Source organism: Fibrobacter sp. UWS1 (assembly GCF_002300445.1).
Taxonomy (GTDB): domain Bacteria; phylum Fibrobacterota; class Fibrobacteria; order Fibrobacterales; family Fibrobacteraceae; genus Hallerella; species Hallerella intestinalis.
In genome coordinates this window covers 1075361-1098787 of sequence record NZ_NSGW01000002.1, presented here as the reverse complement: position 1 = coordinate 1098787, position 23427 = coordinate 1075361, and the positions used below count along the sequence as shown (strand labels likewise).

Annotated in this window: 21 protein-coding genes; 11 read left to right on the top strand and 10 right to left on the bottom strand. The window is 51.7% G+C overall.

Annotation, left to right across the window (positions count from 1 at the left end):
• Positions 1–9: 9 nt before the first annotated feature.
• Together BGX14_RS14980 and BGX14_RS14975 are read right to left on the bottom strand one after the other, a co-directional pair.
• Positions 10–561 (bottom strand): hypothetical protein, encoded by a 552-nt coding sequence (locus BGX14_RS14980; RefSeq protein ID WP_095880328.1) that lies wholly within the window; start codon positions 559–561, stop codon positions 10–12.
• The gene (locus BGX14_RS14975; protein WP_233126573.1) at positions 558–1724 is read right to left on the bottom strand and encodes a dihydroorotate oxidase; all 1167 of its coding nucleotides are present in this window, start codon (positions 1722–1724) and stop codon (positions 558–560) included. Before BGX14_RS14975 ends, BGX14_RS14980 begins: the two co-directional genes overlap by 4 nt.
• 289 nt (positions 1725–2013) lie before the next feature.
• Here BGX14_RS14975 and BGX14_RS14970 point away from each other — a divergent pair, with 289 nt between their 5' ends.
• From BGX14_RS14970 to ybaK, 3 genes are read left to right on the top strand one after another with little or no spacing between them, the layout of a single operon-like run.
• Positions 2014–3390 (top strand): M20/M25/M40 family metallo-hydrolase, encoded by a 1377-nt coding sequence (locus BGX14_RS14970; RefSeq protein ID WP_095880327.1) that lies wholly within the window; start codon positions 2014–2016, stop codon positions 3388–3390.
• Positions 3387–4082, top strand: coding sequence for an NAD-dependent deacylase (locus tag BGX14_RS14965; protein ID WP_073305038.1), 696 nt, complete (start codon positions 3387–3389; stop codon positions 4080–4082). Before BGX14_RS14970 ends, BGX14_RS14965 begins: the two co-directional genes overlap by 4 nt.
• A gap of 1 nt (position 4083) precedes the next feature.
• Positions 4084–4587, top strand: a complete 504-nt coding sequence (gene ybaK, locus BGX14_RS14960; protein WP_073305037.1) for a Cys-tRNA(Pro) deacylase — start codon at positions 4084–4086, stop codon at positions 4585–4587.
• An 87-nt stretch (positions 4588–4674) separates the two neighbouring features.
• On the opposite strand, the gene bioB is transcribed toward ybaK, so the two are convergent.
• The 6 genes from bioB to BGX14_RS14930 all read right to left on the bottom strand — a co-directional run bounded on the left by bioB (position 4675) and on the right by BGX14_RS14930 (position 12265).
• On the bottom strand, positions 4675–5640 hold the full coding sequence (gene bioB, locus BGX14_RS14955) for a biotin synthase BioB (protein WP_095880326.1): 966 nt from the start codon (positions 5638–5640) through the stop codon (positions 4675–4677).
• Positions 5641–5644: 4 nt separating this feature from the next.
• Positions 5645–8149, bottom strand: coding sequence for an ATP-dependent Clp protease ATP-binding subunit (locus BGX14_RS14950; RefSeq protein WP_078776633.1), 2505 nt, complete (start codon positions 8147–8149; stop codon positions 5645–5647).
• Positions 8149–8844 carry an ABC transporter ATP-binding protein gene (locus BGX14_RS14945; protein WP_073306028.1) on the bottom strand — a complete coding sequence of 232 codons (696 nt, stop codon included), beginning with the start codon at positions 8842–8844 and terminating at the stop codon, positions 8149–8151. Before BGX14_RS14945 ends, BGX14_RS14950 begins: the two co-directional genes overlap by 1 nt.
• Before the next feature lie 35 nt (positions 8845–8879).
• Positions 8880–10127, bottom strand: a complete 1248-nt coding sequence (locus BGX14_RS14940) for an FtsX-like permease family protein (protein WP_095880325.1) — start codon at positions 10125–10127, stop codon at positions 8880–8882.
• Between the two features lie 85 nt (positions 10128–10212).
• A complete protein-coding gene (gene lysS, locus BGX14_RS14935) occupies positions 10213–11703 on the bottom strand; it encodes a lysine--tRNA ligase (RefSeq protein WP_233126572.1) in 1491 nt (496 codons plus the stop codon).
• A 142-nt stretch (positions 11704–11845) separates the two neighbouring features.
• Positions 11846–12265: a VanZ family protein gene (locus BGX14_RS14930; RefSeq protein ID WP_073306031.1), complete on the bottom strand. Its 420-nt coding sequence runs from the start codon at positions 12263–12265 to the stop codon at positions 11846–11848.
• Positions 12266–12336: 71 nt separating this feature from the next.
• On the opposite strand from BGX14_RS14930, the gene BGX14_RS14925 reads away from it, so the two are divergent.
• Together BGX14_RS14925 and BGX14_RS14920 are read left to right on the top strand one after the other, a co-directional pair.
• A complete protein-coding gene (locus BGX14_RS14925; protein ID WP_073306032.1) occupies positions 12337–13641 on the top strand; it encodes a pyridoxal phosphate-dependent aminotransferase in 1305 nt (434 codons plus the stop codon).
• A gap of 287 nt (positions 13642–13928) precedes the next feature.
• Positions 13929–14180: a hypothetical protein gene (locus BGX14_RS14920; RefSeq protein ID WP_073306033.1), complete on the top strand. Its 252-nt coding sequence runs from the start codon at positions 13929–13931 to the stop codon at positions 14178–14180.
• A gap of 226 nt (positions 14181–14406) precedes the next feature.
• Here BGX14_RS14920 and BGX14_RS16335 read toward each other — a convergent pair whose 3' ends face one another.
• On the bottom strand, positions 14407–14535 hold the full coding sequence (locus tag BGX14_RS16335) for a hypothetical protein (RefSeq protein WP_255404535.1): 129 nt from the start codon (positions 14533–14535) through the stop codon (positions 14407–14409).
• Positions 14536–14588: 53 nt separating this feature from the next.
• On the opposite strand from BGX14_RS16335, the gene BGX14_RS14915 reads away from it, so the two are divergent.
• Together BGX14_RS14915 and BGX14_RS14910 are read left to right on the top strand one after the other, a co-directional pair.
• Entirely contained in the window at positions 14589–15335 is a 747-nt protein-coding gene (locus tag BGX14_RS14915) for a thioredoxin domain-containing protein (RefSeq protein WP_073306034.1), read from the top strand.
• Between the two features lie 32 nt (positions 15336–15367).
• Positions 15368–18550: a carbohydrate binding domain-containing protein gene (locus BGX14_RS14910; RefSeq protein WP_095880324.1), complete on the top strand. Its 3183-nt coding sequence runs from the start codon at positions 15368–15370 to the stop codon at positions 18548–18550.
• A gap of 279 nt (positions 18551–18829) precedes the next feature.
• Here BGX14_RS14910 and BGX14_RS14905 read toward each other — a convergent pair whose 3' ends face one another.
• Positions 18830–19945 (bottom strand): aminopeptidase, encoded by a 1116-nt coding sequence (locus BGX14_RS14905; RefSeq protein WP_095880388.1) that lies wholly within the window; start codon positions 19943–19945, stop codon positions 18830–18832.
• A 142-nt stretch (positions 19946–20087) separates the two neighbouring features.
• On the opposite strand from BGX14_RS14905, the gene alr reads away from it, so the two are divergent.
• The 4 genes from alr (at position 20088) to BGX14_RS14885 (ending at position 23426) form a co-directional block, all read left to right on the top strand.
• Positions 20088–21332, top strand: a complete 1245-nt coding sequence (gene alr / locus BGX14_RS14900) for an alanine racemase (RefSeq protein ID WP_095880323.1) — start codon at positions 20088–20090, stop codon at positions 21330–21332.
• A gap of 7 nt (positions 21333–21339) precedes the next feature.
• A complete protein-coding gene (locus tag BGX14_RS14895; RefSeq protein ID WP_078776628.1) occupies positions 21340–21816 on the top strand; it encodes a phosphatidylglycerophosphatase A in 477 nt (158 codons plus the stop codon).
• Entirely contained in the window at positions 21813–22256 is a 444-nt protein-coding gene (locus BGX14_RS14890) for a type I restriction enzyme HsdR N-terminal domain-containing protein (RefSeq protein ID WP_095880322.1), read from the top strand. The genes BGX14_RS14895 and BGX14_RS14890 overlap by 4 nt, the downstream gene beginning before the upstream one ends.
• Positions 22257–22334: 78 nt before the next feature.
• A complete protein-coding gene (locus BGX14_RS14885) occupies positions 22335–23426 on the top strand; it encodes an ABC transporter ATP-binding protein (RefSeq protein ID WP_073306039.1) in 1092 nt (363 codons plus the stop codon).
• Position 23427 lies beyond the last annotated feature (1 nt).

Sequence of the window (23427 nt, the reverse complement as noted above, 5' to 3'; positions counted from 1 at the left end):
GCGTAATCCTCAAAAAAAGATGAAAGCCAGCGTCCCCGAAATCGTCGTAAAGGCGGTTTTAGTCTCGCCGTTTCGCTCCCGACCCAGACTCTCCCCTACGACAAATCCCAAGCGGACTTTCCCCTGCAAGGCGAAATGGGCGCGCCGCCAAGGCTTCATGTTCCGCCCATAATCGACAAAAAGGCGAGGGGCAAGGAGCCAGTCCCCGTGTTTTTTGAAATAGACGGCGCTCGACCCGAAAGACACGAAATCCTCGTCGCCAATATAAGCCCGCACAGAAAGCCCCGCTTCATGCACGTCGGCATTCAATCCCAAAGCCAATTCGGAAGCGATTGCCAAGTCGTTCTGAAAGCGATACGCCAGCTGCGGCGAAAGGGAAAAATCGAACCCGCCGAGATAATAGGCGAACGCCGCTCCCCCACCCCAAGAAAAACCGTAGCTCGCCTCTTTAACAAGCACTTCTTCTTCCGAATGGTCCTTTTCCAGAAAGAATCCCGCATGGGCAGATACGGCAAGAACCATTCCCCAAAGAATCGCAGAAATCGCTCCGGGCTTCATCATTCGTTCGTATGCAACTCGTCGATGCTTTTCAGATTCGCTTTCTGCAAAGCCCAAAGCAGCTCTCGGCGCATCGCATGGGCCGGCATCCAACGAAAAGCGCAAACGCTGTAACACTGCACCGCATCGGCCCCCGAAAGCATCAGGTCGAATACTTTCAATCCATGGTCGATTCCCCCGCAGGCAATTACGCTCAACTGGGGAAAGCGCGCTTTGACAAATCGCGTCAGGGCGTAAGTGTTGTGGTAAAGCGGGCGTCCGCTGAGTCCGCCCTTGTCGCCGTCTGAACGCAGAACCTTCAGCTCGTCATATTTGGCAAACATCGGCAACTCCGCGATTTTCCGAGTCGGGAACGTATTGCCGACGACCACGCCGTTTACGCCGTAACGCACCAGAACTTCCAAAGTCGAAATCAACTGGTGCTCCGAAAAATCCGGGCTGAGCTTGGCATACACCGCTTTCCGAATCGCCTGCGACTGGCGAAAGTTCATGATTTCCGAGAACAGGGTTTCCACAAAACGGGTGTTCAAATCCAGACGGTCTTCCCCCGTATTGGGACAGCTCACGTTGATTTCGATATAATCGGCGGCCTTGTACGCGATGGCAAAGGTCTCCAGGACATCCTGAATTTTTTCCCTTTCCGAAAGAAGCCCCGGCGTTTCCGCAATGGAAATCCCTACGCTCATGCCGCTTTTGTGCGCCCGGACAAGCTGTTCATCGACGCGTTTCGCCACCGCTTCCACGCCGTCGTTGTTGAGTCCCATGCTGTTGTAAATGGCTCGATCCTCTTCCAAAAAACCGATGCGAGGACGATGCGTATTCCCTTCGCGATAACGCCTTGTCGCCGTTCCCACCGAGACGCCGCCAAAACCCAGATTCGCAAAATCCGCAATCCGGTTTGCCGTTTTGTTCGCGCCCGCGGCCAAAATAATCGGCGCGCTAAAAGAAAGCGGCAAGCTCTTGTCCGGAAAACGGATGACGGTTTTCAACGCCGGCGAAAAATCGGACCTTCCTCCCAAAAAGGGGATGTAGGGGGCAAGGCGCGCCACATACTTCAACGAATCGTGGCGAAATTCCGGAGAGCCTTTGAAAAGACGGCGTATAAATGCGAGAAGCTTATCTCCGTACAGCAAATAGTAATCGTGATTTTCCGTTTCGACAGTCATGCGTTCAAATTAACAAAAAGAATGCGCATCATCCATAAAAACGACGGTTTTATAGTGATTATCCGCAAAACGCCTGCGGCAAATTCCATCCTAGAAAAACACCAGCCACTTCATTTCAGGCATTTCCGAACGTCCGAATAACGCAAATTTGCCACAATCCAGGGCCTCTTCGAGAGGCAAACCAGAGCGATGTATCGCAAGCATCTTTTGAAAATGTATTTTTTTAAGCGGCCTATGTTATTTTTATATATCATCAGGCGACAACGCCAAAGGACTTTCGCAAAACATTATGAACGAAACGCTGCCATCCCGCATCCATGACATGTTCCCGCGCTACGTGAAAGCGCTGGAATCCCTCATTCAAATTCCCTCGATCAGTTTTGAAAATTTTGACCAGAATGAAGTCTGGCGATCCGCCCAAGCGGTAAAGACGCTTTTTGAAGAGCACGGATTTCAAAACGCCCGCCTTCTTTCCCCATCGACAGGGCGGCCTTCCGTCTTTGCGGAAATCAAGACAAAAGAATCGAACCCTACCATCCTGCTCTATGCGCATCACGATGTGCAGCCGACCATGCGAGAAGCCTTGTGGGACAGCGCGCCCTTTGCCCCCGAAATTCGGAACGGCAGATTATACGGGCGCGGAGCCGCGGACGACAAAGCGGGCATCGTTCTTCATCTGGCTGCGGCGACCCAGGCTCTGGCTGTATGCGGAGATTCCATGCCCAACATCAAGGTTCTCATCGAAGGCGAAGAAGAGTGCGGCAGCTCTGGATTCGGGGATCTGCTTTCCAAAAACCGGGAACTGCTCCGCTGCGACGCCGTCATCATTGCGGACCTTTCCAACTTTGCCGAGGGGACTCCATCCATTACGACAACGCTTCGCGGCATGTCCGCCGTGTCCGTCATCGTTCGCGCCATGAAAACGCCTTTGCATTCCGGCTCCTGGTCGGGCCCCATCCCCGATCCCGTCCAAGCGCTCTGCAAAATGATCGCCTCTCTCACCGATAGCGACGGCAACATCCTTATCGAGCATTTTTCCGACGCGCTCATCCCACCGACGGGCGAAGAAGAAAAAAGCTACGACGCACTGCATTACAGCGAAGCCCAGTTCCGAAAAGAAACCGCCCTGCTTGCCGATACCCGGATTCTCGGCGGAAGCGATTCCATTTTAAAAACGCTCTGGAGAAAGCCTTCCATTGTCGTCACCGCTTTTGAAGCGGGTTCCCGAACCCAGGCGGGAAACGTGTTGCAGGATTCGGCATACGCCCGCATCGGCATTCGACTGGCACCAGGAATGTCCGCGGAGCCCTGCACCCGCCTTTTGATGGAGCACTTGAAAAAGAATTGCCCATCCGGATTGAAAGTATCCTTTGCTCCCGAAGATGGAGCCGATCCTTTTACAACGGATATTTCGCACCCGTATTTCGCCAAAATAAAAGAAGCGATGACCATCGCCTATGGCAACGAAGCCAAATTCATCGGTTGCGGAGCATCCATTCCCGGAGCGCAACTTTTCCGGAATACCTTCGGCGACATCCCGATTCTCATGACCGGACTCGAAGACCCGAAAAGCAATGCGCACAGCGAAAACGAAAGCCTTAGCTTGCAGGATTTTGAACACGGCATTCTCGCGGAAGCGCTATTTTTTGAAGGACTTTGCCAATGAAAATCGTCGTTCTGACCGGCGCAGGAATCAGCGCAGAATCCGGGCTGCGAACTTTTCGCGGAAACGATGGGCTTTGGGAAAATGAACCCATCGATGCGGTCGCCACTCCCGAAGGCTACTTTCGCGACAAAAAACGCGTCAAGGATTTTTACAACAAATTAAGAACCTCGTTGCCGAACTTTCAGCCCAATGCGGCGCACTTCGCTTTGGCGGAACTCGAAAAGCGTCTCGGAAAAGATTTTCTTCTGATTACGCAAAACGTCGATGACTTGCATGAACGCGCCGGCAGTAAAAGAGTGCTGCACATGCACGGCTACTTGAAAGAACTCCGTTGCGAGCAAAACGAAAACCACGTCTTTCCCTTTGACGGGAACGAAACACTAGAAACCCGCTGCCCTTTTTGCGGAAAAGCCAGCCGCCCGCACATCGTCTGGTTCGGGGAAATTCCGCTGTTTATGGATGAAATCGAAAAAGCGCTGCGCGACGCCGATGAATTTGTCTATATCGGAACAAGCAGCGTCGTCTATCCCGCCGCCGGATTTAAGCAAATCGCCAAACGAAACGGCGCCCACGTCACCTGCCTGAATTTGGAAATCAATCCACAAGATCCCTGGACGGACGAAAATATCCAGGGCAAAGCGACCGAAATTGTGCCCGTGTGGTGCCAAAGAATTGCCCCGAAAGAACCCTAATATGAAAGAAAATAAAAAGACCAACGCCGCAAGGCTTCTCGATCAAAAAGGCATCGCATACGAACTGATCGCCTACCCCGTCGATGAAAACGATTTAGGCGCGGAACACATCGCCGAAAGCCTTCAAGAACCGATCGAACGCGTTTTCAAAACCATCCTTGTCCGCGGAGACAAGACCGGGCCAATCATCGGCGTCGTCCCCGGCAATCTGGAGATTGTCCTGAAATCCCTGGCCAAGGCAAGCCAAAACAAAAGCGTTGAAACCGTTCCGCTCAAAGAATTGCAGCCCCTGACGGGATATATCCGCGGAGGCTGCTCCCCTATCGGACTCAAAAAGCCTTTCCCGATATTCATCCACGAAACCGCGCTGCAATTTGATTTCATCTACGTCAGTGCCGGAGTCCGGGGAATGCAACTGAAAATTTCACCCAAGGATTTAATCCAGACTGTCCATGCAACGGTTGCCGCCATCGCCGGTCCCAAAACGGAAAAGGGAAAATATTAGTTATTAGTTATTAGTTTTAACTCCTAATTCTTAATTCTTAACTCTCAACCGATCCCTGAGCTTGTCGAAGGGCACTAACCACCAAGTTCACTCCCGGTTCGTAAGGCCCAGCTTTTTCAAAATTTCAAAATCCCCGCGAATCGTGGTGCCGCTGGTGGTAAGCATGTCGCCCGTAATCGTGGCACTCGCTCCCGAAACAAAGGCCTTTTCGCCAAAGTCTTTCATAATTTTGCGGCCCGCGGCAAGGCGGATGTCCGCTTCGGGATTGATGTAGCGGAAAATGGCGATGGTGCGCATCAAGTCGTCCGAGGAAATCTGGTGCAAATGTCCCAATGGCGAACCAGGAATCGGCATGAGCGCATTGATCGGAATGGACAAAATATGCAATTCCGAAAGGCTTATCGCCATATCGATGCGGTCTTCCCAGGTTTCTCCCATGCCGACAATACCGCCGGAACAGACCTGCAAGCCTTCCGCCTGCGCCATCTTGATTTCGCGGATTTTGTCGTCATAAGTGTGAGTCGTGCAGATATTCGGAAAATTACGGCGACTCGTTTCGATGTTGTGATGGTAATTGCTGACTCCCGCCATACGCAAACGATGCAGCTGCTCGGCAGAAAGAAATCCCATGCTAGCGCAAAGCCCCAAAGGCAGCGTCGCCCGCATTTCCTGATAAGCTTCTATCGCCCGGTCGAATTCACTCCCGCTTAACGCCCTGCCCGCGGTCACGATGGCAAAACGGTTCACCCCCGCTTCCGCATTGCTTTTGGCTTCTGCAAGAATTTTTTCTTTCGGCAAGAACGGATACTCTTCGCAGCCGGTTTTATTGTGCGCCGACTGCGCGCAGTACTTGCAATTTTCCGGACATCTTCCGCTGCGTCCATTGATAATCGTGCAAAGATCCACGTGATTTTTGCGAAAATGCCTTTGGATTTTTCCTGCGCCGGCTTCCAGTTTTTCCAAATCGGCGGTCAGAAAAAAGGAAAGGTCGTCGCCCCGTTTAATGCGGTAGCCGTCGATAATTCTTTGCGAAAGTTCCAACACATCTGTCATTGCGCTAGCCCTCGATATTTTTGCCCGGCAAGTCTTCCGTGACAAAAGTCAATTTTTTCCCGCTGGCGTCGGCGTCGATTTTAATCGTCGAAAAATCCGAGAACGTGCCCAAAAGCAAACCTTCGGAAAGTTCGTCTTCGACCAAGCTCTGGATACTCCGGCGAAGTGGCCGTGCACCCAAAGCCGGATCGTAGGAATGCTCCACAATGACGACTTTCGACTGCTGCGAAAATTCCAAAAGGATTCCCCGTTCGGAAAGATTCTTTTGCACATTGCCCAAAAGAATGTCCACGATGCGAATCAAATCCTCTTTGTTCAAGCTGCGGAACACGATCTGGTCGTCGATGCGGTTCAAAAATTCCGGTGAAAAAACGGTCTTCGCCTCTTCACGAATCGTGGTTTCCATCCGCTCGTAATCGTCGTATTCGGACAGTTTGGTGAATCCCATTCCCGCACTGTGCTTGACCTCGCGAGCGCCCACATTCGACGTCATAATGATGATGGTGTTTTTAAAATTGATTTTCCGCCCAAAACTGTCGGTCAGCTGGCCATCGTCCAAAATCTGGAGGAGCAAATTATAAACGTCCGGGTGCGCCTTTTCGATTTCATCGAGAAGCACGACGGAATAAGGACGCTTGCGCACTTTTTCCGTAAGCTGTCCGCCGCCTTCCTCATAACCGACATATCCCGGAGGAGCGCCTATCAAGCGGCTAATGCTGTGCTTTTCCATATACTCGCTCATATCGATACGAATCATGGAATCCTCGGAACCGAAAAGACTTAAGGAGAGCACTTTGGCAAGTTCCGTTTTGCCGACTCCCGTGGGGCCCAAAAAGAGGAAACTGCCCATCGGGCGATGCGTATCGCGAATGCCAGCCCGGGAACGCCGAATCGAACGGACGACCGCTTCTACGGCCCGATCCTGACCGATGATGCGCTCCTTGATTTCCTTGTCCAAATGAATGAGTTTTTTCGTCTCTTCTTCCGCCAAGCGGGAAATGGGAATTCCCGTCATCTTGCTTATCACATCGCGGATAATGTCCTCATCGACGACCAGGCATTCCGTTTTCCGTTTTTCCAGCCAGCCGTTCTTGAGTTCCGCGATTTTCTTTTGCAAAGCATCCGCTTCATCGCGCGCCTTGGCGGCGTCTTCAAATTTTTCCGTCCGTAAAGCCTCCTCTTTTTTGGCAGAGGCTTCGGAGAGCTTTGTCTCCATCTCGCGGAGTTCCGGCGGAACAGCCATGCTGGCAAGGCGGGTGCGCGCCCCCGCCTCATCGATCACGTCAATCGCCTTGTCGGGCAAAAAGCGTTCCGAAAGATAGCGGTCGCCCAAAACCACGGCAGCGCGAATGGCCTCCGGCGTATATTTGACCTTGTGATGCTTTTCATAGCGATCCATCAGACCGTTCAAAATTATCACGGATTCTTCGACTGTCGGCGGATTCACCGTAATCCGCTGGAAGCGACGTTCCAAAGCGGCATCCTTTTCAATATACTTGCGGTATTCATCCACCGTCGTCGCCCCGATGCACTGCAATTCCCCACGCGCCAGAGCCGGCTTGAAGATATTGGAAGCGTCCAAACTTCCTTCCGAACCGCCAGCGCCCACAATCGTATGCAGTTCGTCGATAAAAAGGATGATGGCGTTTTCGTTCCGCTGCAATTCCATAATCAGCGCTTTCAGGCGTTCTTCAAACTGCCCGCGGAATTTTGTCCCTGCGACCATCGCGGCCACGTCCAAAGTGATGACCCGCTTGTTTTCCAGAATTTCGGGAATTTTCTTTTCCACAATTTTTTGAGCGAGCCCTTCGACAATCGCCGTTTTTCCAACGCCCGGTTCCCCGATAAGCACAGGATTATTCTTTTTCCGGCGGCAAAGCACCTGAATCAAACGCTCGATTTCCTCTCCGCGCCCGATAATCGGATCGAGTTTCCCTTGCACCGCCAAAGCCGTCAAATCCCGTCCAAAATGATCGAGTATCGGCGTTTTCGATTTGAGTTCCCGTTCCGTACGACGCGGCGAAGCGTTCAAAGACAAACCGGAATCTCCGCGCTGGGCACGAGAATCGTCCTTGATGGACAAAATCGCCTGACGCAAGGCGTTGTATTCCACTCCGGCGGCGCTCAAAACGGCGGAAGCTTGCGATTCCGGCACTTTTAAAAGGGACAAGATCACGTGTTCCGTTCCAATATAATTGTCTCCCCACATCTGCGCTTCCGATGCGGAGGTTTTCAAAACGATCTTCGCGTGATCCGAAAAGACCAGCTGCGAGCTGGATCCAATCGTCATCATGCCGCCGGACGAAGAAATGGAATTTTCAATGTTCCGGGCAAGATTTTCCAAATCGACCCCCAAAGCCTTAAGTGCCGCCGCTGCGACCCCGGCTCCTTCCCGGACGATTCCCAAAAGGACATGCTCGGTTCCCACATTCTCCGAATTCAGTGCTTTAGCTTCTTCCCTTGCATATTGCAAAACTTTTTTCACTCTGTCTGTAAAACGTCCAGGCATTATTCAGACTCCTTTTCAAAAGGCACGAGGATTCCCCCGCGCATAGAAACACGCCTTGTCGCATATTCCGCCATGCGCTCATCATGCGTCACGACAAGCAGCGTCTGTTTGTAATCTTCGTTAATTTGTTTAAAAAGTTCATTGAGCATTCGGGCATTTTTTTCGTCCAGGTTGCCGCTCGGTTCATCAGCATAGACAATGTCCGGATTGTTCATCAGGGCGCGGGCGACGGCGACTCGCTGGCGTTCCCCGCCAGAAAGTTCCCGGGGCAAATGTTTTAAGCGTTCCTTTAGACCTACTTTTTCCAGCAGGGCTTCGGCGCGTTCCAGAATTTCTTTCCGATTGCCGCAGGGAGTTAAAATCCGAGCGGGAATGCAGACGTTTTCCAGTGCCGTAAATTCCGCGAGCAAGTGATGGAACTGGAAGACGAATCCTACTTTTTTCGCGTGATATTCGTCCTTTTCCGCAGAAGTCATCGCGCCCAGATTCTTTCCTTCAAAAAGGATTTCGCCGGAAGTTGGCGTATCAAGAGCGCCGACCAGATTCAGAAACGTCGATTTTCCCGACCCCGATGCGCCGGTAAGCACACAGAATTCGTTTTTTGCCAAAGCAAAATCGACATTTTTCAAAATTTCCAAGCGTTCGCCGGTTTCGCAAAAGACTCGCTTTAATTGTTTCGTTTCCAATAAAATCATTCGTTACTCTCAAGCTAAACGGAAGCTTTCCGCCCTTACTCGTGGCGAATCGCCCCCACCGGATCCAGCTTCGACGCTTTCCATGCCGGCAAAATCGTCGAAAGCGTGCAGAGCAAAATGCCCAAGACAAAAACTACAAAAACGTCCATCGGATCAATCAGCACCGGAAAATACGGAAGCACATAGACGTCCCCGGGAAGCTTGATGAAATGGTAGGCCTGCTGCAAAGCGCAAAGCACGAGCCCGACAGAACCGCCGAAAATCGTTCCGCCGACGCCGATGAACGAACCCATCAGCATAAAGACCCGCATCACGCCGGCCTTGGAAAGGCCCATACTGCGAAGAATCCCGATTTCCTTGGTCTTGTCCGTAACGACCATAATCAGGGAGCTGATGATGTTAAACGCCGCCACCAAAATAATCAGGCAAATAATCGCCGCCACGATGAACTTTTCGTAATTCATCCATTTGAGGAGGGTGATATTCTTGGTTTTCCAATCCAGAAAGTAATACGGATAGCCGACGACTTCGCCCGCGCGCTCGGCGCTTTCGTTCGCCTTCCACTGGTCCCGAACCCGGAACTGAACGCCGGAAACCTCGTTATCCCGCATTCCCAAAAGCCGTTGCGCCTCCGAAATGCCGATATAGGCGATGTTGCCGTCGTATTCATACATTCCCGTTTCAAAAATTCCCGAAACGACGCACGAAAGGATTTTTGGGCCTCCGGACGACATGGCGTCCGTACTCTGAAAAGTCTGGATGATGATCTTGTCGCCGACAAGAACCCGCAAGCGATTCGCCAGAGACACCCCGAGGATCACCGCCGGACGCCTTTCGCCCATCGCATCGGGCAAGCTGTCGAGCGAATAATTGCCGCTCACGATATTTTCGTGAAGGTTCACCACTTTCGCCGAGCGTTCCGTATCGATGCCATACAGAACAACGCCGTCGTTCACCTTCTTGCTGCTGATGCCGACCTTGTAAATGATAAAGGGAGCCGACGCGACGACCGCCGAATCGTTTTCCTGAACCAGAAGGGCGAGCGAATCGAAATCCGCAACCGGTTCGCTCCGGTAAGCGTAGAGTTCAAAATGCGCATCCTTGCCGATCATCTGCGCGGTGACTTCTTTTTCAAAGCCGTTTACCGCGGACAAGGCGACAATCAGAGCAAACACGCCAATGCTCACGCCCAGCATACTGAAAATCCCTATCAGCGAGACGAAAAGGCTTTTCCGTTGGGCACCAAGGTAACGCCTGGCGATTAAAAGTTCCAGTTTATTCATCGAATTATTCCATCGAATGCAACACTTTTTTCAGTGGAATTTTCGGAAAGCGACTTTCTGAAAACCCCAACACGGGATTTCCCTCTTAGACTTCCGGTTTCATGAGCGGGAAAAGGATGACATCGCGAATCGTCTGCTGGTTGGTGAGCAGCATAACCATTCGGTCAATGCCAAAACCGACACCGCCAGTCGGCGGAAGCCCCGATTCAATCGCATCGATAAAGTTTTCGTCCATCGGATGCGTTTCGCCTTCCCCACCGCGTCCACGCCGAACCTGGTCTTCCAAAAGCTCGCGCTGGCGAACCGGATCGTTCAATTCCGTATAGGCATTGCCCAGTTCCCAACCGTTCGCATAAGGTTCGAACTGTTCAATCAAATCCGGATTTAGACGATGGCTTTTGCAAAGCGGCGTACTTTCCTTGGGCATATCGGTGATGAAAGTGGGCTGCACGAGCTTCTTTTCCACGGTCAATTCAAAGAGTTCGATAATCGCGCGCCCGCGAATCCACTCGCCGTCCATTTTGCCGCCGAGCTTTTCGAGTTCCCGTTTTAAATCGTCATCGGACATCGCGGTCACGTCGTAGTTTGCGTATTGCTTCAGAGCGTCATACATGGAAAGTCGCGGCCACGGTGCCTTGAAATCGATTTCCGTTCCCTGGTAGTTCACTTTGGTGGAACCGGTCGCCGCAATCGCCGCCCGCTCGTAAATGTTTTCAAAGTGGACCATCATATCGTTGTAATCCGCATATGCCTGATAAAATTCAAGCCCCGTAAATTCCGGACTGTGCGTTCTGTCCATTCCCTCGTTGCGGAAGTTCTTGCTGAATTCAAAAACGCGTTCCATGCCGCCGACAATGCAGCGCTTCAAATACAGTTCCGGAGCGACCCGCAAGTAAAGGGTCATGTCCGCCGCGTTGTGGTGCGTCGTAAAAGGTCTGGCGTTCGCTCCGCCATAAATCGGCTGGAGGGTCGGCGTTTCCACTTCGATGAACTTGTTTTCCAGCAGATACTCGCGAATGGCCTGCAAGATGCGGCTGCGCTTCAAGAAGACTTCCCGCACATCGTCGTTGAGTGCCATGTCGATATAGCGTTCGCGGTAACGGGTGTCCACATCCTTGAATTCGTTGAAGACTTTCTTGTTGCCGTTTTCATCCACGATTTCCTTGGGCACGGGAAGCGGGCGAATCGCCTTCGCCAGCATTTCGATTTTATCCGCCTTGACGGAATACTCGCCCGTGTGGGTTTCCATCATGGAGCCGGTAACGCCCACGATATCCCCAAAGTCTATCATCTTGACGATTTCATAGTCCGATTCCCCCACCAGATCCTTGGCGCAAACCACTTGCAAACGACCGTAGCGATCCTTCAAGTGCATAAAGCAGAGCTTTCCTTTACGGTTGTAGCGCACGACGCGACCGGCAAAAGCGATTTTTTCTTCGGACTTGAGAAATTCTTCCTTTTTCTCGCGAAGAAGTTCGGAAGTGTGCGTCCTGTCAAATTTGTGCGGATAGGGATTCACCCCCATTTCCTTGAACTTGGAGAGCTTATCGAGACGAGCTTTGTATTGGTCGTTCATTTCCTGCATATTTCAGAGTCCTGTAATAAAATTTTGCGCCCCAAAAATAAAAAAAGAACGCGACGCCGGAAAAGAGCGAAAGCCACAACTCACCCTTTAGAGCCGCCCTTGGGCGTTCCTCCCCCAAAATCTGACGGCAAAACTAGACGGATTCTTCCCGAAAAATGGAAAAGCGTTTCCACGGCTTCCAGCAGGCATAGAGGACGCTGCCGAAAGTCCCGCCGACAAAGTCCGCAAGCACATCCCCCAAAGAGACGGTTCTCCCCGGAACAAAGCTCTGGTGAAATTCATCCAGCGCACCAGAGATTACGCACAAAATAATGCAGGCGACAGTACAAAGGAACGGGCGCAAATCCCAACGGCGATTGGAAAACCATAAAGCGAAGAAGGCTCCCAAAAAAGCGTATGTCAAACCGTGGACAATTTTGTCAAAAGGTTCCACCAGCCAGCCCATCTCTTCGCCGCCAATCGAAGATGTCCGAAACAAAAGAGACAGGAGCAAAATCGCAGGAATGTACCTGAAAAGCGGATAGCGTTCAAAAAGACAATCTATTTTTTTCATGCCTAAGAATATAGAAACGGGAAAATTGTTACATTGTAAAAAAATTCAAATTCATCGGAGATGAAAAGATTATGCGTAAACGACTTTTGACTGAAGGCGCCAAAGAACTTTCTTACGAAATTCGAGAAATCGTCAAGAAGGCAAATCAGTTAAAGGCACTCGGATTGAAAATCCACTGGGAAAATATCGGCGACCCCATCGAAAAGCATTGCCAGGTTCCCGAATGGATCAAAGAAATCGTCGGCGAAATCGTCGAGGAAAATAAAAGTTACGGCTATTGCCCGTCCAAAGGGCTTCTCGCCACCCGCGAATTTCTGGCAAGCGAAACGAACAAGCTCGGCGGCGTCCAGATCACCGCTGACGACATCCTATTTTTCAATGGACTCGGGGACGCGATTTCCACCATCTACAGCCTCCTTTCCATGACGACCCGCATCATCGGGCCGTCCCCCGCCTACAGTACCCACAGTTCCGCCGAAGCCTCCCATGCGCATGCTTCCCCGCTGGTCTATCACCTGCGCCCGGAAAATCACTGGCTCCCGGACTTGGAAGAGCTCGAGAACAAAGTGAAATACAACCCGAGCATCGCGGGCATCCTGATTATCAATCCGGACAATCCGACAGGAATGGTTTACCCGATTGAGCATCTGGAAAAAATGGTCAAAATTGCAAAGGACTACCACCTCTGCATCATCTGCGACGAGATTTACAACAAAATCACCTACAACGGAGCCGTCGCCCATCCGCTTGCCACCTATATCGGGGACGTTCCGGGCATTTCGCTGAACGGCATTTCCAAGCAATATCCGTGGCCGGGTTCCCGCTGCGGCTGGGCGGAATATTACAACCGCGACAAGGATCCCGAATTTGACGCATTCTGCCGCGCGATTGACAATGCCAAGATGATCGAGGTCTGCTCCACAACCATTCCGCAGCTGACGATTCCCAAGGTTCTCGGCGATACGCGCTACAAAATCCACCGCGACGCGCTGAACGAAAAAATCGGACGGCGCAGCGCGCTCATCAACGAAATTCTCTCGGAAGTTCCCGAACTGTATTTCAACCCGACCTACGGCGCGTTCTACAACACGATCGTCTTCAAGCCGGGAGTTCTCAACGACAGGCAAACACTGCCCGTCGAAAATCCGGAAATCCGAAGCCTTGTCGAGAAGTGGACGGAAAACGTCTCCAGCCTGGATTACCGCTTCGTCTATTACCTACTCGCCTCGACCGGAGTCTGCGTCGTTCCCATCAGCAGCTTCTGCAGCGAACTCCAGGGATTCCGCATCACGCTCCTCGAAGAAGACGAAGACGAACTGCGCCTCGTCTTTTCCAAAATCCGGGACGCCATCAAGGCTTACGTCAAGAGCGCATAACCGGTTTTGGGCGAGAAAATTTCTACGGCGGCTCAGGCAACTTCGTCTTGAAAACGAGGTTGCCTTTGTTCGTATGGATTTCTTTTAGCGCAGACAAATATTTTTTCCTCCAACACAGCATGCTTGATCGACATGCGCCAAAGCCGTGACCGGTGTGAACATCTTTTTCGCAAGGTGCTTTTTTCGCAGATTACGAGATTTGGGCAAGCGAAGCGATGACAAGCGAATCGAGAGGAATTTTATACATAAGCCCCTAAAAAGAGAAAGCAGGCGAATGGTTCAACGTTATGGGCATCGGAAAATCTTCCCATCGTCTCGTCGTCAGCTTGGCGGGTTACAAGGACAGTCTAGACGAAGCGGAAAAAAGCATGACGACAATCATCGCCGTCCAGAACGATTCCAGCTGGAATCCATACGAAGAAGACGGACTACAGTTTTTCAAGGCCGCAGAACTGGATGGAAGTTTCTTCCTAGCCGCCTACGATCTAGGAGTCTGCACGTTGGACTTGAATTCAGGAACCAAGCCAAAGCGCGCTTAATTCCCACCACCATACCGACAGGCAGATTCCTTGCGACAAGCCCATAAAATATGTACGCGCAGGGAAAAACTCTACGACATTTCGCATAATGTAATTTATGCAAGGGAATGAAATTCCTGGATTTCAACCGACAGCGCAATTGCGAAAGAAAATTCTTACTACTTGATCCCCGGGGATTGATTGATTCATCCCGTCGAACAGTGCGGTTTCTAGCGGAGGAAATCCTTCATTCAGAAGAAAAGCTTTTCACAACAAGCTCTTCATTCCAGTCCAGCTTTCTGCGCTCAATTGTAAATTTTTGTTTTTCTAAAAACGGATTCCTCCGTAACCGAAAGTCTTTTTTTTTAAGTTCCATCGAACATCCTTTTATATATTTTGACAAACGAAATTTCACCATAAGGATAATCCATGAAATCATTCCCGTTGGCGCTTTCCGCCATCCTTGTCATTTCCCTTTCTGCCTGCAACCAGGCCTCCGCCAATAGCCAATCGGCAGGTTCCAGTGCCAAATTGGACAGTCTTGCCGCCGAAGTCAAAACCATGCACGAAGAATTTGAAGTACTCAAATACGGTCTGGAAAAACGCGGTCTCTCCATTGAACAGATGAAAGCGGAAATGGAAGCGGACAGCAAGGTCTGGGATATTCCGGATGGCAACAGCCCGGTTTTCGGCAACACCAAGAATCCGATTTTGACCATCGTCGAATTTTCCGAATTCCAATGCCCCTATTGCGCACGCATCGCTCCCGCCATCCACGACCTGATGGACAAGCACAAGGACGAAATCAAATTCGTCTATAAGCATTTCCCGCTTTCCTTCCACCAGAACGCATCTCCGGCCGCAGCGGCTTCCATCGCCGCCCAGGAACAAGGCAAGTTCTGGGAATTCCGTTACGCTCTCGCCAGCCACAACCGCGAGCTCACTCCGGAAACCTTCAAGAAAATCGCCAAGGAAATCGGACTCGACATGGCAAAATTTGAAAAGAGCATGGTCCTCGATTCCGCCAAGCAGGCCCGCATCAGCGAAGATTTCCAGCTCGGAGTCAAAGTCGGTGTCCAGGGCACGCCCAACTTCTTCATCAACGGCAAGCGCCAAGACCGCTTCAGCCCCGAACTGGTAGAAAAACTTCTGAAAGAAGCAAAAGAGAAAAAATAATTTTTAATCCATAAACAAAAGGAAAACACCGAATGAGACATCCATTTCTAAAGGCAACATCCTTGCTCTTTTTAGGGCTAGCGACGACAACGGCGATGGCACAACGCCCACCGCGCATCGTCGTCTATAAAATGTTTGACGACCAGTATCGCCAGGGCGGTTTCGACTACTCCTACGGCGGAAAAAGCAAAGGCGTCACGATAACAAAAGAGGGCGGTTACAAATCCAAGGCGGCTCTCCAGATCCAGCTGGATCCGAGCGAATATTCGGGAGCTTCCATCTGTCTTTACAACGAATTCTTCGATTTGAGCAAATACATGCTCGATTCCAAACTCGAATTCATGATCAAGGGCAAAAAAGGCGGCGAATCCATTAAGGTCGGCCTTCTCGACGAAGAAGTTTCCGACGGGAAAAAGACCCAAGTCGTCCTTCCGATGAACAAGTACATCGAAGGCGGCGCCGTCACGACCGAATGGAAGAAAGTTTCCATTCCTCTCGTGGATTTCCCGGATCGCGGCCTCTACTGGGACAATACCCGCAAGTCCGAATTCCCCGCGCGCATCGACTGGGATAAAATCGCGGAAGTCCGTTTCTCCATCGACAAGAGCGGCGCTTCGGATTTTGAAGTCTGGGTAGATAACATCGAAATCGTCAAGGGCAACAAGAAGGCGAAGCCCAAGCCCAAGATCGTTTACTGGGATGAAAACGAAGACGTCATCGACGGTCCGAAGAATCCGGAAAAGCTGGACGGCAAGGTCAAGCCCGTCAAGAACGGCACCTTCTACGACAACCAGGTGAAGGGCTTCTCCTATAGCTACGGCGGCCTTTCCGCGCAGCGTGAAGCGGCATCCAAAACCGCAGGCAACCCGAACGTGCTCGCGATGTACATCGACAACAACGACTGGTCCGGCGTCACCTACTCCCTCGGCGAAGGCAAATTCATCGACCTTTCCAAGGTGCGCAACAAGGGCGGCCTCTACTTCTGGATCAAAGGCAAGCTCGGCGGCGAAAAGGTCTATGTCGGCATTCTGGACAACCAGGGCAACGACATCAAGAGCCAGACCAAGATCAGCCTGAACGACTGGATCGAAGGTTCCAAGGTCGGTACGGACTGGAAACTCGTCAAAATTCCTCTGAAAAAGTTCAACGACAAGGGCAAGGCTTGGGATGCCAACAAGCAGGCCGAAGTCGCCAAGGATATCCAATGGAACAAAATCCAGGAAATCCGCTTCTCCGTGGGCAAGGGCGAAAACCAGGGCGAACCGGGCAAGCCGGCTCCTGTGACCATCTTCGTGGACCAGATCACCTTTACCGAAACCATCGACTGGGTGGATCCGGATATCAAGTGGGACAACTGGAAGTCCAAGGCTCCGGACATGGTCATTTCCGACTTTGAAGGCAATTTCGCCAAGGACAACTGGGAACCGTCCAAGGGTCCGAAATCCAAAGTGGAAGTGGAAATGCCCTACAAGAGCAGCAAGCTCGACGGCAACTCTCTCTTTATCAAGCACTTCGAAATGTCCGACTGGGTCGATATCGTTCTCGACTTCACCAAGAACCAGGCGAATCACCCGGCAAAACTCCGCGACTGGACTAACCACTGGGGCATTATGTTCGACGTCTATTCGGAACGCGCATGGCAGTCCATCACGGTCCAGATTGGCGACTCTGGCAACGAACTCTTTGTGGCGAACACCGGCGTTCCCCGCGGACGTACCACCGTTATCGTTCCGTTCCGCAACTTCAGCAAATTCCCCTACTACCAGCCGCCCAACGCCAAAGAAAACGGCGTCTTCGACCTGAAGGGAGTCGTTTCGCTCGACTTCAAACCGGGTGGAGAAGGTTCCAACGGTTCCTTTGAAGTGGACAACATCAAGCTCACGAACTTGAAAGAAGTCAAGGCGGCAGCCCGTCCGGCACTTGTCAAGGTCGATGTGAAGGGTTCTTCCGAAGTCATCAACCCGAATATCTCCGGAGGTCTCTTCGGCATCAACGCTGCCCTTTGGGACGGCGACTTGCTGGACAATAAGAAGTTCAAGACCCAGACCTGGGAATACGTCAAGCGTGTCAATCACGGCATTGTCCGCTATCCGGGTGGCCTTCGCGCTGATGACGACCACTGGAAGGAAATTCTCGACAACCACGACTGGATGGTCGATACCGACGAATTCCTCGACTGGCTCAAGAAGACAGGCTCCAACGCGATGTTCACCGTGAACTTCGGTTCCGGCACCGAACAGGAAGCCGCCGCCTGGGTCAAGCACACCAATATCGACAAGAAAGCCGGCATCAAGTACTGGGAAATCGGCAACGAAGTCTATGGCAACTGGCATCCTTATTACGAAAAGTATGGTAAGGACGGCGGAACCATTTACGGCAAACGCGCCCGCAAGTTCATTGAAGCCATGAAAAAGGTCGATCCGACCATCAAAGTCGCTGTTCTCGGCGTTCTCGACGGCCAGTGGAACGAAAACGTTCTGAAGGAAACGGGCGACATTGCTGACGGTCTCATTGTTCACCACTATCCGCAGCACTTCGGTGAAGAAAACGACTTCGCCATGCTTTCCGCTCCGCAGGACCTGACTCCGATTTACAGCCGTCTCCATAAGACGGTGGACAAGTGGACGGCCCACTTCAAGAAAGACAAGAAGATCGAACTCTGGCTCACGGAATGGAACTCTGTGGACTTCAATCCGGGTCCGCAGACCATCGCTCTCGAAAACGGCTTGTTCGTTGCGGACTACCTCGCTATGCTCGCCACCGAAAACGTGGACAATGCGCAATACTGGGATATCCACAACGACATCACTCCGGAAGGCGGCGACTATGGTTACCTGACCCGTTCTGCTGAAGAATGCATGAACTGCCCGCGTCCGAGCTACTGGGCATTCCAGATGGCTTCCGACGCTCTCCGCGGCAAGCTCCTCAAAACGACGATTTCCGGCGACAAGGAGTCCCTCTTGACGACTTACTACACGGAAAACGGCAAGAAGAAGAGTCTGCTCGTCATCAACAAGAGCCCCTACAGCGATTACGAATTGAAGCTCGATATTCCGGGATTCAAGGGCAAAGCCAAGATGCAAGTCTTGGATCGCAGCTCCGAAAAGCTGAAAGAAGGCTGGGCGAACGATCCTTCCAAGAAGGCCAAGGCTGTGGATCTGTCCAAGCCTGTCAAGGTCGGCAAGCGCACGGTCAATTTGATCGTCCTCGAATAAGACTTCCCCATAAACTTTCAAAGCTCCGGCATTTTGCTGGAGCTTTTTTCGTTATCAAAGGAACGGATTAAAAATAGGGGATATGCACTCCCCCGCCAAATACTCGCGATTAAATTTTCAAAACGAGAACTTTCTTTTCGCAAGGGGAAATTAGTTCTTAGTTCTTAGTTCTTAGTTCTTAGTTCTAACTCCCAACTTCCAACTAACCACTAATCACTACTCCCTAGAATCAACAAACACTGGTTCAAGCCTCTTCGTTTTTGCCGACCCTCATTTTCCTTATGAATTTTTCGAGAGATTTTCCGGATTCAGGGCTTCCAATTCCGGGAGAACAAATCTGCCGTCCTTGCGAACCAATTTTCCGTCCAGGTAAATTTCTCCACCGCCGTATTCCGGTGTCATAATCAACACCAAGTCCCAATGCACCGCGGATTTGTTTCCGTTCGGCGCATCTTCGTAGCACATTCCCGGCGTAAAATGGATGCTTCCCGAAATTTTTTCGTCAAAAAGGATATCGCCAATCGGATGACGCACAAACGGGTTGAATCCAAAGGCGAATTCGCCGACATAGCGCGCGCCTTCGTCCGTGTCAAAAATGGCGTTCATCGCCGGCGTGTCCGAAGAAGTCGCTTCGACAATTTTTCCGTCTTTGAAGACCAGCCGGACATTTTCAAACCTCTTGCCCTGATAAAGAGTCGGCGCATTATACGCAATCACGCCGTTCACGCTATTCTTTACAGGAGCCGTGTAAACTTCGCCGTCGGGAATATTCATCGTACCGCAACAAGGCACCGCCGGAATTCCCCGAATGCTGAAAGAAAGATCCGTTCCCGGAGCGACAAGGCGCACTTTATCCGTTCTGTTCAGCAAATCGATAAGTCCCTGAGCCGCCACGCGCATCGCCGGATAATCGGCAAGGCACGCCTGAAAGAAGAAATCTTCAAAAGCTTCTGTGCTCATGCCCGCGCTTTGCGCCATCGAAGGGGTCGGCCAACGCAAAACACACCAGCGGGTTTTATTGACGCGATAATCCAAAACCGGTTGGCGAATCAAACGACTGGCCAGCTGACGGTCGCTGGGCACGTCGGAACATTCCAGCGAGTTTTCGCTCCCGCGAATCGAAAGATACACCTGCATTTGCTTCATGAAATTCAAATCGTGCTCCGCCGCGATTTTCATTTGTTCATCCGAGGCGTTTTGCAAAAGAGCCCGATGGACGGCACTCCGATTCTGCGTCAAAAATGGCCGCGCCCCCGCGCGGGCAACCGCCCGAACCAAAGCGACCGAAAGCGCGTCGGGAGTATCGGTGGTTTCAATGAGAACGTTTTCGTTTTTTTGAATGGAGAGTGCGCTGTGCGCCAGCATATCGGCAAGATCAATGATTCTAGAATCCATATTTTTCCTCTTTGCCCCAAAATTTACAAAAGGCGGAAGACAACGGGAAGCCTTGCAGACGCATCCGGCAATGAAATGCCCCGCAATCCCGAAGTCGGCGCGGACTCTTCCCACGGCAAAATTCTTAATCTATATTTTCCGTATGAATTTATCAAAGCTTCCTCCCGATTTGAATCTCATCACACGCCCGAACTGGATTGAAATCAATTTGGACGCCCTCGCGAGCAACATTCAATTTGTCCGCAAATCCATTCCCAAGCAGACCAAAATTCTGCTGCCCGTCAAAGCCGACAGTTACGGCCACGGTTCGCTCGCCTGCGCTTATGCGGCAAAATACAGCGGAGCCGATTTTCTGGGAGTCGCCCACCTTTCCGAAGGCATCCTTCTGCGGCAATACGGCATGGACTTGCCCATTCTCGTTCTAGGTCCCTGCATCCCTGCGGACTTCCCCTACCTCGCCGAGTTCCAACTGACATCCGCTCTTTCCGATTTAAAAACCGCCGTCGCTTTTGACGAATACCTGAAAGAAAACGGGCTTTCGTGCAACGCCCACTTGGCCATCAACACGGGAATGCACCGCTACGGCGTCCGCTTCGACGATTTCGACACCATTCGCCAGATTTTGAATTTGAAACATTTGCATGTAGAAGGGCTGTTTACGCATCTTGCCACCGCCGACATGATCGATAAAAATTCCAACGCCAGCACGCAAAAGCAAATCAACCGTTTTTCCAATCTGGTGGAACTTCTCACCAACGAAGGAATTCGCCCCAAAATTTGTCACTGTTCCAGTTCAGCGGGAACGTTGCGCCATCCGGAAAGCCATTTCGACATGGTGCGTCCGGGCCTTGTCCTTTACGGCTACAATCCGATGGGTGCAACCCCTCCCGAAGGATTCGAATATCCGGAACTCAAGCCCGTCATGACTATCAAATCCACCATTCGCACGATTCATGAAGTGCCGACTGGCGAAGGCGTTTCTTACGGGCAATACTGGGTCGCCCAACAGCCGACGAAGGTTGCTACAATCGCCATCGGCTACGGGGACGGCTACCTGCGAGGCGAATACAACAACGGTTACGTCCTTATCCGAAACCAGCTCTGCCCCATTCTCGGACGGGTCTGCATGGACGCCACCATGGTCGATGTCAGCCGCATTCCCGACGCGCAAATCGGAGAGACCGTCAACATCGTGGACGGAGCCGCCGATGCCCGCATTTCCATGGAAGCCGTCGCCGAAGCGCACCACACGATTCCCTACGAAATCACGAGCCGCGTCGCGCGGAGACTTTACCGCAAATACATCTGGAAGAACCGGCTTATCCGCTGGGACGATCTGAAAGAAGAATTCGGCATTCCTCCATTAAACGCCTACCCGTTCCGATAATTTCACCATGCGCAAAACCGATAAATTTACGCTGCTGGTCGTCACCTTCTTCGGTTCCGGGTTCGCCAAAAAAGCGCCGGGAACATTCGGAAGCCTGCTCGCCACCCTTCTTTCCTGGCCGCTGCTTTTCGTTTCATTCCCCGGCTGTTTCGCCCTTCTCGCCGTCCTGACGTTCTTTGTCGCGATTCCCTTTGTGAACAAGGCAATGGCGGACTCGCAAACGGAAGATCCCGGCTGGATTGTCATCGACGAAGCTGCTGGCATTTTCACCGCATTCGCATTCGTTTCTCCAGAAACCCTGACCGGCGACCCATGGATGCTCGCTTTGGGATTCGCCCTATTCCGTTTTTTCGACATACTCAAACCGCTGGGCATTCATCGGCTGGAAAAACTCCCGCGCGCCTGGGGAGTGATGGCAGACGATATTCTGGGCGGAATCTACTCAGGAATCTGCCTTCTGTGCGTGGAGCGCTTTTTACTGTGAGCCGTTCCGTTTTTGACATTTCTCGCCAAAAGGAAGTCGCGGCAACTCCCGAAGAAGAAGTGCGCCAACAGGTCGTCTCCTGGCTCATCAAGGAAAAAAAAGTTCCCGTACACCTGATTGAAACGGAATTCGCCTTGAAAGCGCTAGATCCGAAAAACGCCGACAGGCTGGACATTCTTGTCCATCATTTTCGGGCGGGAAATCCGCTGAACCGTCCCTGGCTCCTGGTGGAATGCAAACGTCCCGGAGTCGAATCCCCACAGGCATTGCAAGCACAGGTAAACAAGTACTTGCGCATTCTCACGCCACAGTTCATCATGCTCGCCTTGGGAAATCGCGCCGTTTTCTTTTCCCTTTCCGACGACAAAAAAAGTTTCGCTCCCGTTTCCGATATTCCAGAATATCCGGCCCCCGCCCGCCCCCTTTCACGCGGCAATTAAAAACGATGCAACTTTCTTTTACCGTTCCAAAGAAACAATCGAATTTCTTATTTTTTCGCAAACTTCATCGGAGATTCCATGGATCCTTTGCCTTGCACCGATTTGCAAATTCGCAGCATCTATAAAAGTTTCGGTTCCAAAGCCGTTCTCAAAGGCATCGACGTCGATGTCAAGCACGGAGAGTTCGTGACGCTTCTCGGTCCTTCGGGCTGTGGAAAGACGACGCTTCTCCGCATTATCGGCGGTTTTGAAAAAGCGGACTCCGGCGAAGTGCTTTTGAACGGACAGGTCATTTCTAATCGATCCCCGTCCAAACGTCCCATCAATACGGTTTTCCAAAATTATGCGCTTTTTCCGCACCTGAACATTTTCGGAAACGTGGCGTTCGGGCTCAAAAGCCAAAAGGTTCCCAAGGATGAAATCGAGCGACGCGTCAATGCCATGCTGGAACTCGTCAATATCGCCGACCTCGCCAAAGAAATGCCCTCGACTCTTTCCGGCGGGCAAAAGCAGCGGGCGGCCCTGGCACGCGCCTTGGTGAACGAACCGGAGATTCTCCTTTTGGACGAGCCCCTCTCCGCTCTGGACGCCAACCTGCGCAAAAAACTTCAGGTGGAACTCCGCGAATTGCAGAAAAAAACCGACACGACCTTTATTCTGGTCACCCACGACCAGGACGAAGCCATTGCCGTGAGCGATCGCATTCTGGTTATGCACCAAGGGCAAATTGTCCAAGACGGCTCCCCCGAAGACGTCTATGAACATCCCGTGAACCGTTTCGTTTCCACCTTTATCGGCGAAGCGAACATTCTGGAATGCGAACGCGTTTCCGAAAAAATGGCGCACACGGATTTCGGCGATTTGGCTCTGGAAAAAGACCCGGCATGGAACGCCAATGCCGAAAGCAAAGTCTGCGGCGGCATCGCTATTCGCATGGAAGACATCCACGTTTGCAAAAATGACGAAAATTTTCCGAACAATGTTTTCCCCGCGAAAATCCTGCAACGCATTTTCCGCGGCGACTACTGGGAACTCATCGCGGAACTTCCCGGAGAAAACGGAAAAAGCCTGCAACTCCGAGTCATGACCGACCCCGATGAAATCTACAATCCGGGCGATTCGGTGAATTTGTACATGGAACCGCAGTATCTGCAAGTCTTGAGCGATTGAT